Origin of the sequence: Anabaena sp. UHCC 0187, assembly GCF_009712035.1 — a bacterium.
GTDB lineage: Bacteria > Cyanobacteriota > Cyanobacteriia > Cyanobacteriales > Nostocaceae > Dolichospermum.
The window spans coordinates 237,975-249,912 of record NZ_VILB01000001.1; the positions used below are offsets into that span (position 1 = coordinate 237,975).

At 35.3% G+C, this 11,938-nt stretch carries 12 protein-coding genes; 4 read left to right on the top strand and 8 right to left on the bottom strand.

What is annotated here, in order from left to right; translation table 11 throughout:
• Window positions 1-152: 152 nt before the first annotated feature.
• Together FJR11_RS01150 and FJR11_RS01155 are read right to left on the bottom strand one after the other, a co-directional pair.
• The gene (locus FJR11_RS01150; RefSeq protein ID WP_168501888.1) at window positions 153-893 is read right to left on the bottom strand and encodes a phytochelatin synthase family protein; all 741 of its coding nucleotides are present in this window, start codon (window positions 891-893) and stop codon (window positions 153-155) included.
• A gap of 63 nt (window positions 894-956) precedes the next feature.
• On the bottom strand, window positions 957-2,357 hold the full coding sequence (locus tag FJR11_RS01155) for an amidohydrolase (protein WP_168501889.1): 1,401 nt from the start codon (window positions 2,355-2,357) through the stop codon (window positions 957-959).
• 82 nt (window positions 2,358-2,439) lie between these two features.
• On the opposite strand from FJR11_RS01155, the gene FJR11_RS01160 reads away from it, so the two are divergent.
• Both FJR11_RS01160 and FJR11_RS01165 read left to right on the top strand, forming a co-directional pair.
• Window positions 2,440-3,210, top strand: a complete 771-nt coding sequence (locus FJR11_RS01160; RefSeq protein ID WP_168501890.1) for a cysteine hydrolase family protein — start codon at window positions 2,440-2,442, stop codon at window positions 3,208-3,210.
• A gap of 31 nt (window positions 3,211-3,241) precedes the next feature.
• Window positions 3,242-3,697 carry a cupin domain-containing protein gene (locus FJR11_RS01165; protein ID WP_168501891.1) on the top strand — a complete coding sequence of 152 codons (456 nt, stop codon included), beginning with the start codon at window positions 3,242-3,244 and terminating at the stop codon, window positions 3,695-3,697.
• A gap of 124 nt (window positions 3,698-3,821) precedes the next feature.
• Here FJR11_RS01165 and FJR11_RS01170 read toward each other — a convergent pair whose 3' ends face one another.
• The 3 genes from FJR11_RS01170 to FJR11_RS01180 are packed head-to-tail and all read right to left on the bottom strand — an operon-like array spanning window position 3,822 to window position 6,417.
• Entirely contained in the window at window positions 3,822-5,093 is a 1,272-nt protein-coding gene (locus FJR11_RS01170) for a hypothetical protein (protein WP_168501892.1), read from the bottom strand.
• 17 nt (window positions 5,094-5,110) lie between these two features.
• Window positions 5,111-5,917, bottom strand: coding sequence for an SDR family oxidoreductase (locus tag FJR11_RS01175; protein ID WP_168501893.1), 807 nt, complete (start codon window positions 5,915-5,917; stop codon window positions 5,111-5,113).
• A gap of 38 nt (window positions 5,918-5,955) precedes the next feature.
• Complete coding sequence (locus tag FJR11_RS01180) at window positions 5,956-6,417, bottom strand: hypothetical protein (RefSeq protein WP_217358202.1); 462 nt, start codon at window positions 6,415-6,417, stop codon at window positions 5,956-5,958.
• 86 nt (window positions 6,418-6,503) lie between these two features.
• On the opposite strand from FJR11_RS01180, the gene corA reads away from it, so the two are divergent.
• Entirely contained in the window at window positions 6,504-7,655 is a 1,152-nt protein-coding gene (corA, locus tag FJR11_RS01185) for a magnesium/cobalt transporter CorA (protein ID WP_168501895.1), read from the top strand.
• Between the two features lie 520 nt (window positions 7,656-8,175).
• Here the strand turns inward: corA and FJR11_RS01190 are convergent.
• The 3 genes from FJR11_RS01190 to FJR11_RS01200 form a co-directional block, all read right to left on the bottom strand.
• Window positions 8,176-8,532 (bottom strand): Rieske (2Fe-2S) protein, encoded by a 357-nt coding sequence (locus tag FJR11_RS01190; RefSeq protein WP_168501896.1) that lies wholly within the window; start codon window positions 8,530-8,532, stop codon window positions 8,176-8,178.
• Between the two features lie 83 nt (window positions 8,533-8,615).
• Window positions 8,616-9,668 (bottom strand): hypothetical protein, encoded by a 1,053-nt coding sequence (locus FJR11_RS01195; protein ID WP_168501897.1) that lies wholly within the window; start codon window positions 9,666-9,668, stop codon window positions 8,616-8,618.
• 35 nt (window positions 9,669-9,703) lie between these two features.
• Window positions 9,704-10,108, bottom strand: a complete 405-nt coding sequence (locus tag FJR11_RS01200) for a hypothetical protein (protein ID WP_168501898.1) — start codon at window positions 10,106-10,108, stop codon at window positions 9,704-9,706.
• Window positions 10,109-10,276: 168 nt separating this feature from the next.
• Between FJR11_RS01200 and FJR11_RS01205 the strand changes: the two genes are divergently transcribed.
• Window positions 10,277-11,764, top strand: coding sequence for a dolichyl-phosphate-mannose--protein mannosyltransferase (locus tag FJR11_RS01205; RefSeq protein ID WP_168501899.1), 1,488 nt, complete (start codon window positions 10,277-10,279; stop codon window positions 11,762-11,764).
• The last annotated feature ends 174 nt before the right edge of the window (window positions 11,765-11,938 follow it).

Sequence of the window (11,938 nt, forward strand, 5' to 3'; positions counted from 1 at the left end):
ACTATCAGTTTGAAAATACCTCCTCATAAAAAGTCACATATATTTTTTTGAAAGACCAAGATTTGATGGTTTTCGTTAATCAATGTCCTGAATTAAAGGCATTTATCAATACTATTCTGTCTCTCTATGAAGTTGATTTGATTCCCTAAATATCAATTATTCTTACTCACAAATACAAACCCCCGCGTTTTCCCTGCTGTTGAATCAACTGTATTCATTGCTTTCCATAAATCTACTGCTTTAACCCAAACTGGTGGATATTTATAGCGAGAAACATCCATAATTAAAAATCTATCTGTTAACTCATTATATGCTGCTAAAGGCGAAATATGTCCACCTTTTTCTTGACCAATTTCTTTCCGTAAATAGTTAATAATCACAAAGTTTCCTGGTTGTTTTAAATTCTCTGCTGCTAACTTGCGAAACTCTTCTAAATTTGTATCACCAGCATGATAAACTTTAGCTTTTACATCGTAACTTCCTAGCAATCCTCCTAATTCATCTAAAGTCATCCCTTGACGAGAAACAACTTCAGGACTTACTATATTTCTAGTTTTTTCATTACTAAAAAAGTTATCTTGGGTAAATACCCGAAATGGTTTATATTGTGGTGCTTCTGGTGCAGGAATTTTTAAGCTGTTTAACACCATAACAATACTCGCAACTCCACAATATGCTTGATTGTTTTGTGTGAGAAACTGTGTACTTAGTGGAAAAAAATCATTTTTTGATTTACTAGAAATTAATAAAGTTTCACCTTCAGGAGTATCAAAACCAATCAAGTTAGGTGAAAGTGATAATGTTTGGGCAAAAACATGGCCTCCAGCTAAACTAATACCCAGAATTATCACTCTAATTGATGTTTTGATAGGATTGATGTTTCTAAATTTCATAGTTATATGTTCCTTGATTGAGGTTGTAATATCAACTCAGTTAAAAAAATCAATTAATTTGACTTAATCTAATCCCATTACTTGCCGATAATGAGGTGATAACTTATCTACATTAACTGATTTAGGTTGTGTTCCCCAGTGACTACGGTTAAATATTTCTTGGCGCAATTCATCAACATTAATTGTGGTAATTTGACCATTATTAATAATTTGCTTACCATTCACCCAAGCACTATTAACAACGTTAATAGGACGACCTAAAACTAATAAACTAATAGGATCTGTCCGGGGAAGTAATGATAAATTATTGAGATCATATAGAACTAAATCAGCTTGTTTGCCAACAGTAAGAGAACCCAATTGATTTTCTACATTTAAACCTTTTGCACCTCCTAAAGATGCCATTCCTAAGGCTTGACGGGGTGTAATCCAGTTTTGATAATCTCTTTCTGTAACATTGTGCAGAATCGAACCTATTTTAATAGCTTCTAACAAGTCTTGAGAGTCGTTACTAGAAGCACCGTCACAGCCAAAAGTCACATTTATTCCTGCTTGAATATATTTGATAATTGGGGCAATCCCACTACCTAAACGAAGGTTACTTAAAGGATTATGAACGACTGTAGATTGAGTTTGGGCAAGGATATTAATATCAGATTTGCTTAACCATACACAATGTGCTAAAGTTGTGCCACTGTTTAAAAAACCAATTTCTTGTAAATGTTCAACCCCAGTACAACCATATTTTTCTTCAGCCAGTTTTTCCTGGGCTTTGGTTTCTAATAAATGGGTATGACGACAAAGATTGTACTTATTACTTAATGCTATACATCCTGTAAATAAATCATCGCTACATAACTGAATCCCTGTCGGGGCAACTAAAATATTAATTCCTGCTTCCGGTTGATGAAATTGTTTGACTGCTGCTTCAACAATTGCTAAAGTTTCTGCAAGAGGACGAAAATAAGGTTCATGATTTAGTTGTGCCTTGCCATTTGGTATGCCCGCACTCAAAGATTGATCTTGAATTAGAGGGGCAATAAAAGCCCGAATTCCTACTTCTTGATACGCGCGAACTGCTGTGGCAATGGTTTCTAATTCTTTTCCAGGAATTAATACTAAATGATCTACTACACTTGTTCCCCCAGAAAGTAGAGTTTCTACCGCTGTTCCCAAAGCACTAAGATAAATTTGTTCTACCTCTAAAGGAGTAAAATCATAGAGATGTGCTAACCATAATTCTAGAGGTAAAGGGGGAATTACTCCTCGTTGCCACATTTCCGAAGAATGGGTATGGGCATTGAAAAACCCAGGTAATAAAAGTTTGTTTTCCCCATTTATTTCTGTGCCAATTATCTCTAAATTAGGGGCAATAGCGGTAATTTTACCATTTACAACCTGTACATCTGTAGTGATGTAATTATCTGTAACGCTAATTAAAGCTTTTTTGATCGTCAAGTTCATGATTTTAACCTTAATTAAGTAATTGAGACTTTACCCTAATTTCAAGCTATAAATTAAACAACTATATTGAGAATTGGCATTTATGAATCTACCCCTTCGGAAATTAGGAATCTTCCCCAATACTTGGCAAGTAAATCAGACATTTGCAGATATTACCCGTCCAGAAAAAACTCCACAACCAGTTATTTTAGAGACAGAAACTAAAACTCTCCGCTGCGATTTATCCAAAGCTGCTATCATTGTCATTGATATGCAAAATGATTTTTGTCATCCTGACGGTTGGTTAGCGCACATTGGTGTAGATGTTACCCCTGCCCGTCAACCGATTGCACCTCTGCAACAATTATTACCACAATTTCGGGCTGTTGGTGTCCCTGTAATTTGGTTAAATTGGGCAAATCGTCCTGATTTACTAAATATCAGTGCTGGATTACTGCACGTATACAACCCCACAGGAGAAGGTGTCGGATTAGGTGATCCCTTGCCCAGCAACGGTGCTAAGGTACTAATGAAGGGCAGTTGGGCTGCTGCGGTAGTGGAAGAACTAGAACAACTACCAGAAGACATCAAGGTTGATAAATATCGCATGAGTGGATTTTGGGATACACATTTAGATAGTATTTTACGCAATTTGGGTTTAACTACAATATTTTTTGCTGGTGTAAATGCTGATCAGTGTGTTTTATCAACTTTGTCTGATGCCAATTTTTTAGGATACGACTGTATTTTAGTCAAAGATTGTACTGCAACAACTTCACCAGAATATTGTTGGTTAGCAACTTTATATAATGTGCAACAATGTTTCGGTTTTGTAACAGATTCGACCGCAATTTTAACGGTAATTAATAATTAAGTCAATTGGCTAGAAAATACCAATTACAAATATGTACGATACTAGTTGTGTAATTCCAGTTATCAAATCTCCTCAAGATTATCAAGCATATCGGATTAGTCCCCATGACTCTAACCGATTAGCAATTATCTTTGATTCTGCCAGTGCTAATACTTCTTTAACTTGTTGTATTGAAATCTTTGATGTCGGTGGACAAACGCCACCAAATCGTCATGAATGGGCTGTAGAAATGTTTTTTATTCTTAAAGGAGAAGGAATTGTCATTTGTGATGGTAAAACCGTAGGTATCAAAGCTGGAGATAGTTTATTAGTGCCACCTACAGGTACACATTTGATTAGAAATACGGGTGGAAATCGTCTTTATGCGTTAACAATTATGGTTCCCAATGAGGATTTTTCGGAACTTATTCGCAGTGGGATTCCTGTAGAATTAGATGCTGAAGATATGACTGTTTTAGGAAGATTAGATTCTTTGAAGTTCTTTTAGTCAGGCTGGGCAACTGGAAGTCGCGGCTATAAAAACAAAACCCACCTGCGTGGGTTGAATGTCTTTAGTCCACGCAGGTGGACTTTGCTTGTGTAGTAGCGATTTCTAATCGCCCAATATTTGACTAATTTTTCCCAACAATACCACCATTATCAATTGCACTATAAGTATCATTGTTGACTAAACCCAGCCAAGGATCAGAACTAGGTGTTAAAAACAATTCAGCATAGACTTTTTCATTCAGTTGATTAACATTTGATGTTTGATTTTCTGCTAAAAACCATTGATGAATTTGTCTATGTAGCATATATTCGTTTCTGACTGTATCTAATGCCATGACGGTTTCAAAGTTGCGAATTACTCTGGATAGATTATTTTTATCTGTTGGATTTGGTAACTTTTTATCTTGAATTAAAGTTATGCTATTTTTATCAAGTTTGGCATCATTTTGGTATAGTCTGGCTAATTTGTCCCAAGTTTCTTTATCAAGAATTTCTGAGGAATTATCTGATGTTTCTGCTTGCATAGAATTAAGTATTGGTCTTTCGACTACTGCTTTGGAAACTGCTAAAGAACTTGCTAATCTAGCACTAGGAGGTGAGGTTGAATTATTGGGACTTTCTACTAAACGGGGTGGAGATTGAATACCTAATTTAGATAAATCTGTTCTCCATTGGTTTTGAATTTGATCAAGACGGCGTAAATGGTATTGTTGTAATAATAAATTGTATTTTTCACCATTTTGGTTACTCAAAATTTTGGCTATTACTTCCCCTTGCTGGAGTTGTTTAAGAAAGGCTTTTGGTCCATAAAGTCCAGGAATGGCATCAATGGGACGACCAGAACTATCTAAAATGTAATGAATACTATTACCTGTGATTGTTCTTTCTAATTTGCGTCCGTCACCAAAATCAATGGTTATTTTGGGAACAGGACGGACTGTTTGCCAATGTAAGATAAACTTGTCTCTTAATTCTTGAGAAATCTCGGCATTTGGATATAATGCTACTCTAAAAAATCGGCTATTGGCACAACTGAGGTCTGTATCTAATCTCCCTAATAATCGTAAGGAAAGTATGGGTTTACCACTAATTTTAGCAGCGGTTTTAGCTTGTTCTAAATCGGTATACCAATATAATTTGGAGGCATAACAATCTCGTTGTTGACACAATTGGTCTAAGGCTGTTTTAATTTGTGGTTCCGGTGGAGATGTTAAGTTATGAATATGGGATTTGAGAAATGTTTGTAATCCAGTTTGTCCTTGTGTCCGCAGTTTTGTAACTTCTTCAGATAGTTTAGATATTTTTGATGCGGGATTTTGGCTATAACCTGCGGGTGAAAAAATGAAACTAGCAAATATTAAAATAAAGGGGATTTGTAAATTAGTCAATTTCATGTTTTTTGCTTTCTTGGTTATAATTGTGAAAAAAGACTTTGCCAATCAATTATAGTCGGTCTATTTCCTTGATTGACCATTTCAAAAACTTTATTAACAGAACTTTGATAAAATAAACTTTCTACACAAGTTGCAGCTACATCAATTCGGCTAGTATCACCGGAAATTGTATCTCCTATTCCGAAAATGACGTTTAATTTACCTTCACTTGTGGCTTTGAGTAGGGTATTGAGATCATAGGATGTATATGGTCCATCAGTTAAACGTCCGGGACGAATGATAGTATAAGGTATGCCCGAATTAATAATTGCTTGTTCTCCTTTTTCTTTAGCGTCAAGTACACCAAAAAGATTGAGAATACTAAAAGGAAATTGATGTTTCCGCAAAATTCCGCAGGAGGAAACAAACACGAAGCGATTTAAGTTTTTTGGGGCTGCGGAAATTAGATTAATTACACCTTGAGTATCAACTTTAGTCGGGGTATTTTTCGCTTTATCTTCTAGGAATTGGGGATTAAATGCAGCAATTCCTAATTCGATAATATTGGGGGTTTGATTAAATTCCCATCTTGCAGAAGGAAAAGCGGTAGTTCCTGTACAACAAATAATAGAGGTAATATTTGCCATTGCTGCTGTCAATGTACTGGGTTGACAGATATCACCAACGGCAATTTCTACTTTGTTATTAAACATTTTTGCGGCTTTTTCGGCATTCCTGGTGAGAATACGAACGGGTAAGCCTTTTGCTAATAGTTTACCAACTACAAGTTGTCCGACTCCACCGGTAGAACCAACAACTAAGATCAGATTTTCACTAGTATTCATAAATGGAAAATTTTGGGATTTTTTTGAATAGGGTATATTTAATCTACAACAATTTTGGTTTTACCTTTATGTCCATGAATTAATTTAATTTGTTCCCATCCTTCATTATACCAGGCTGTGGATTTAGGTGCTGTCAACCATTGCATAACAGCAATATTACCGGGATTTGGACTCAAATCTTGATTAAAAAATTGAAAGTAACATCCTATAGCAACTATACCAATACCGCTGATACCTGTCACATCTTTATCTCTAACTAGTTTAAAACTTTGTAGATGATAACTATCTGGTGAATTTTCCCCAAATATTAATTTTCTCCCTCTTTGATTTTGCAATTGTTGAAAAGATGCTAGAGATGGAAAAGTAGCATAACTGAAATGTGGTAAAATTCTAGCGATAGCTACTTGTCCATCTGGTAAAATAAAACCACCACCTATAATCTGTTGTGATGGTTTTACTTTAGGTCCAATTAACCAAAATTTTTGCTGGTTTAGTTGCATAAGCATATTTTTTATCTAGATAAACTAGAAGTATTATATAATATGCGTTAGAATTTTAATCACTAATATCTATAGATTAAAAATTTATGGTTAAGAAAATTCGCCGAATTTCCAAAGCTATTAATAAGTCACATGATAAGGATTTTTTTCACCAAGCAGGAACTCCACCAGGGACAATTATTGTTGATGAAAATGCTGAAAAACCCATAATTTTTTTAATTGACTATAACCAAACTGATCTGATTCATAAACAAATAAGTTACCCAGAAGAATGTCTTAACTATTTGGATACAGAATCTGTTTCTTGGGTAGATGTCCAAGGTTTAGGTAGTAAAGATATTTTACACCGTTTAGGTCAATCTTTTGATTTACATCCTTTGGTTTTAGAAGATATTGTTAACATGGTAGAACGGCCAAAAATTGAGGATTATGAAGATCAATTGGTGATTATTGCCCACATGGTTGTACCTAATCACAATAATGGCAGTTTTTATAGTGAACAAGTAAGTTTGGTATTAGGCAAATACTATGTGTTAACAGTGCAGGAAGAACCGGAACATGATTGTTTTGATGGGGTAAGAATGAGAATTGATAAAAATAAAGGTATTATCCGCAGACAAGGTAGTGATTATTTAGCTTATTCTTTATTAGATGCAATTATTGACGGATTTTTCCCAGTTTTAGAACTTTATGGCGAACGCATTGATGAGTTAGAAGAAGAAGTAATTGTTAATCCTAGTCAGAAAACATTGCAAAAAATATATCAAGTTCGGCGGGAATTATTGCAACTTCGCCGGGCAATTTGGCCACAAAGAGATGCCATTAATTCTCTAATTCGAGATGGTAGTGAATTAATTAGTGATGATGTGAGAATTTATTTAAGAGACTGCTATGATCATGCAGTCCAAGTTATGGATATAGTGGAAACTTACCGAGAATTAGTAGCTGGATTAATGGATGTGTATTTATCAGCAATTAGTAATAAAATGAATGAAATTATGAAATTGCTAACGGTGGTTTCTTCTATTTTTATTCCCTTGACTTTTATTGCCGGGGTATATGGCATGAATTTTAACACAGAAAAATCACCCCACAATATGCCTGAATTAAATTGGTATTGGGGCTACCCATTATGTTTGGGAGTTATGGGATTAATTGCAATAAGTTTACTATACTTTTTTTGGCGACGGGGTTGGCTGACTAGTTCTATTAATATCCAAAAAGATTCTCATCGCTAAAACCTATAAAATAGAGACGTTTTATCAAACATCTCTAAGTGATGAATACAATTAAATAACAGGGGCGGCTGTGAATATAAACCACAGTAACAAAGCTAAAACTAAGACACCGATTTTAACGAGTAGATAAGTATAAGCGTGAGGGATTAGGAAATTTTGGGTTGTCATATTCCACCTCTACTTACTAGCAACTAACTAGTTATTTAATAGAAGGAGTTTTTTCTCAACTCCGTTTTCTTATGTTTCTATTATCGCTTAAAAATAGGTGAGAGACAGGTTTGCTAAAGCTTCGTTAACATTTCTTAGCTTGTCGGCATTCAAACCAGGATGATGGATTTGATTGTGCTATGGCTTGATTAGCTAACTGTTTAATTGTTTGATGGATTGGATCTTGCCATTGAGTCATATTTTTATATTTTGGACTAGGACGGGCTAGAAGCCCATCCCACAAGAGTTATATATTTTCTGTGGGGTGGGCATCCTTGCCCGCCCATGTTCATATTTAATTGTATCTACCTAATTATGCTGCTGGTACATCAATCAAAATATTGCCTTCTTCCACTTTCAGGGGATAGGTTGGCAAGGTTTTTTCTGAAGAAACCATTGACAGTAATTTACCAACTACGGGTGGAAACGGACACCAGGTTTTTACTTCACCATTACCTAAGTCAAATGCACTGCGGTGGAAGGGACAAACAATCGCCCCATCTTCGATTTTTCCTTTTTTCAAGGACATTTTTAAGTGAGGGCAGGTATCATCTACAGCATAAAGCTGATTTTCGTGGTTTAAGAGTAGGATTTTGCGATTACCTACTTTGACTACTTCACGCGCACCGGCAGCCAGTGCGTTAGCAGCTAAAACTTGAGTCCAAGCCATGAGATTCTCCTAATTTTCATAGAACTGTTCTTAGTTTCCCGCAATTCTGCCCTGTGCGATCGCTAATATTGAGAAATTTAGATTTAGGCAAACTCAATAGTGCTGACAAAATCTAAAATACTGCGCTTTATTTTCTCAGCTTCTGCTTTCACAGAACCAGGTATTTCACCATTTAAAAAGCTGCGTTGACTACTAACTATATACAAACATTCATTATTGACAAAAGACAATAATCCTCTATAGGCATCTAATCTCATTCCATTGCCATTAGTTTCATGCTTAGATATAGTTGAACCTTTGGGCATATTTACTAATACATAGTAATATTTTTCTAAAGTATTTTGCAAATATTCTGTATACTTGACTTCAGCACTAGGAACATGAGAAATAATCGCTTGGGGGACATATTTATCTATAATAACTCCATGCAGATATGTTTCCTCTTCTTGGGATTCTAGATCATCAATTTGTTCGGGAGAGAGAGGATAATAATCAATTCTGAGTAAAGTGCCAATATCATCAGAAAAGTTCACCATGCCTTCTTCACTTTGAATTTTTCCCCCCTGTTCAGAATCCAGAGGAATAGGAACTGTAAAGTTACCCAAAGGTGATTGGTAAAATTGTTCACCAGCTTCATTTAATATGACTGCTTCATATTCTTCATCTAGATATTCTTCCTCATCTCCGGCTTCAATTGCGGCAATTATTTCTTTGATAATTTCTTCTGCTTCTTCATCTTCTAGTTCTAAAGCCATTTGTAATTGTTTCAGAAAAACCTTTTTATTTGCAGGAATAATCAAATTTTCCGCATCTAAAAGCATAATTACTCCAGCCGCAAAACCATCTAGAACTGCCTCATCAGAAATCCCCGCATTAGCAGCATTAAACAAAGAACCTAATCCAGCTTCTCCGGCAATTTCTATCAGTCTATCCACGGTTTCTAACATTTCCTCTTCTGAGTATTCATCAAATATTTCAAACTCCCAAAGAATATCAGCTAAACTTTCCGCATCTATATTTTCACTGCCAGAATCAACTATTGTTGTAATCACAGCAATTGCCGTAACAGCTTCTTGTTCATTCAATGATTCTTTGATTGTTTCTTTTGATTGGAAAATATAATCATACTTTGTCATCACTTCTATCTCCTCAATTAATTTGTTGTTTTTACTTAATTACTTGGTTGAGAAATCCGGGTTTCAATATCTTCTAATGTCCGTAATAATAGGCGATTTGCCTGTAATTGCCAACCCCATTGTTGAATCCTAAAAGCCGCTACAGTTCCCCCGATAGCTGCTAATAAGCCAATGGGTTGATTTAGGGAAATCCCCAATAACAAACCCAAACCAGCAATTCCCCAAAATGGCAAGGCCACGACTTGTCTTTGCTCCTCCACAACTCCTGCAATTTTACTAGATGGTATTGTAGCTAATAACGCTGCCTTTAGTTGCCGCTGTTCTGCTAATGATACCGATAAACCGATCTTTCGGCGGAGTTTTTCCATTTTGCGGGCATCAGTGCTATACTCCGTGAGTTCATCTTCTGCCATTTTTAGCAATCGTTCTAATTGTGACATGGTAAATTAAGTTTTCTGACTGTGTTAGGGCTATTATTCTACATTTGGACTCAACTACCAATAGATGAATCAGAATTTTTTTAGTTCTTGGGATCATCGGCGGTTCATCTGGTTATAGAATAGTATGGAACTCCTGCTATTTCAAAAACACCAAAATAAAAATAAGAGATGAAAAAAAATTGGTTTAGATTAGGAATAATAGCAATATTTCTGCTTTCAATTAGTTTGCGTTTTTGGGGAATAAGCCGATTTAATACTTTAGTATTTGATGAAGTTTATTTTGCCAAATTTGGTAACAACTATCTTACTCATACACCATTTTTTAATGCTCATCCACCCTTAAGCCAATATATGATTGGGTTGGGGATTTGGATGAGTAAATATATTCCCATTGGCCGAGATACTGTCAATAGTCTCACAGATTCTTTATTATCCCCTTGGAATTACCGTTGGGTAAATGCTCTCATTGGTTCATTGATTCCCGTAGTCGTGACTTTATTGACTTATCAATTTAGTCATCGTCATCGTTTCGCTTTATTAGCAGGATTGTTTACAGCTTGTGACGGATTATTTTTAGTAGAATCTCGTTATGCTTTAAGTAATGTCTATATAGTTATTTTTGGGCTATTAGGACAATGGTTATTATTATTAGCTTTAGAGAAGCAAAAACGGTGGTTTTGGTTAATTCTCTCCGGAATAAGTTTTGGTGCTTCTATTGGGACAAAATGGAACGGTCTCTGGTTTTTAACTGGTACTTATGGTGTGTGGATAGCAGCTTGGATAATTCGCTGGTTGCAATCTTTTGATAATACATCCCGTGTGCCATTATTTTCTTATTTGCGATTTTTTCAATATGCCAATAATTCCCCATCTGATCCTATAAAAATACCCTGGCAAAATCTGACTAAATTAAATATTTGGCAGATGTTTTCCTATTTAGGAATTATTCCCGCAGTTATTTATAGTCTGATTTGGATTCCTCATCTCCAACTTGATAAAAGATATGGATTTATTGAAGTTCATAAACAAATTTTACAATTTCATCTGCAATTAGGTGGAAATAGTCCTAGCGTTCATCCTTATTGTGCAGCATGGTATAAATGGCCATTGTTAACTCGTCCCATGGCTTATTATTATCAAACTGCTCAAAGTATCAAAGATTCCTTACCTGTCTTTGGGCCTCCCTTACCTGATGGTGCTGGTAAAGTAATTTATGATGTTCATGCTATGGGAAATCCTTTTTTATGGTGGTTTGGTTTGGCTGCTATAATCTTTTTAATTGGGATGGTGATTATAAACATTACGATGCCGGGAATCAAAAAAAAGCGGTTATTTATTCCTAAAAATCTTACCATTGATACTTGGATTGGGTTATTTTTAGTCATAAATTATGGAGCTAATCTCCTCCCTTGGGTGAAGGTAACAAGGTGTGTTTTTATATATCATTATATGTCTGCGGTTATTTTTACATTTATAGCGATCGCTTGGGTTGTTGATCAATGTTTGCTGAGTTATTATCGCCCACTTCGGGCAGTAGGTGTAACCATAACTTTTATAATTGTCGCTGCTTTTATTTTCTGGATGCCTATTTATTTAGGTTTACCTCTCTCTCCTGATGGTTATAGAATGCGGATGTGGTTTAGTTCTTGGATTTGATAGAAATTTCTTAATATATATACACAATTTCTGTAGCTTTAACCATCTTACTTTTTACATTTCTTATCTATATATTTGGTAACAGCTAGTTGTTCTGTGCAAAAATAGTAGGTAAGAGCAACTATATCTATCGGCTTTGCTACTATCAAAGGTACTAAATCAAAGATGATTTTT

Bases quoted from the DNA above. Each gene is read 5' to 3' on its own strand.
- FJR11_RS01150 (WP_168501888.1), bottom strand. From the start codon at position 893: ATGAAATTTAGAAACATCAATCCTATCAAAACATCAATTAGAGTGATA.
- FJR11_RS01155 (WP_168501889.1), bottom strand. From the start codon at position 2,357: ATGAACTTGACGATCAAAAAAGCTTTAATTAGCGTTACAGATAATTAC.
- FJR11_RS01160 (WP_168501890.1), top strand. From the start codon at position 2,440: ATGAATCTACCCCTTCGGAAATTAGGAATCTTCCCCAATACTTGGCAA.
- FJR11_RS01165 (WP_168501891.1), top strand. From the start codon at position 3,242: ATGTACGATACTAGTTGTGTAATTCCAGTTATCAAATCTCCTCAAGAT.
- FJR11_RS01170 (WP_168501892.1), bottom strand. From the start codon at position 5,093: ATGAAATTGACTAATTTACAAATCCCCTTTATTTTAATATTTGCTAGT.
- FJR11_RS01175 (WP_168501893.1), bottom strand. From the start codon at position 5,917: ATGAATACTAGTGAAAATCTGATCTTAGTTGTTGGTTCTACCGGTGGA.
- FJR11_RS01180 (WP_217358202.1), bottom strand. From the start codon at position 6,417: ATGCAACTAAACCAGCAAAAATTTTGGTTAATTGGACCTAAAGTAAAA.
- corA (WP_168501895.1), top strand. From the start codon at position 6,504: ATGGTTAAGAAAATTCGCCGAATTTCCAAAGCTATTAATAAGTCACAT.
- FJR11_RS01190 (WP_168501896.1), bottom strand. From the start codon at position 8,532: ATGGCTTGGACTCAAGTTTTAGCTGCTAACGCACTGGCTGCCGGTGCG.
- FJR11_RS01195 (WP_168501897.1), bottom strand. From the start codon at position 9,668: ATGACAAAGTATGATTATATTTTCCAATCAAAAGAAACAATCAAAGAA.
- FJR11_RS01200 (WP_168501898.1), bottom strand. From the start codon at position 10,108: ATGTCACAATTAGAACGATTGCTAAAAATGGCAGAAGATGAACTCACG.
- FJR11_RS01205 (WP_168501899.1), top strand. From the start codon at position 10,277: ATGAAAAAAAATTGGTTTAGATTAGGAATAATAGCAATATTTCTGCTT.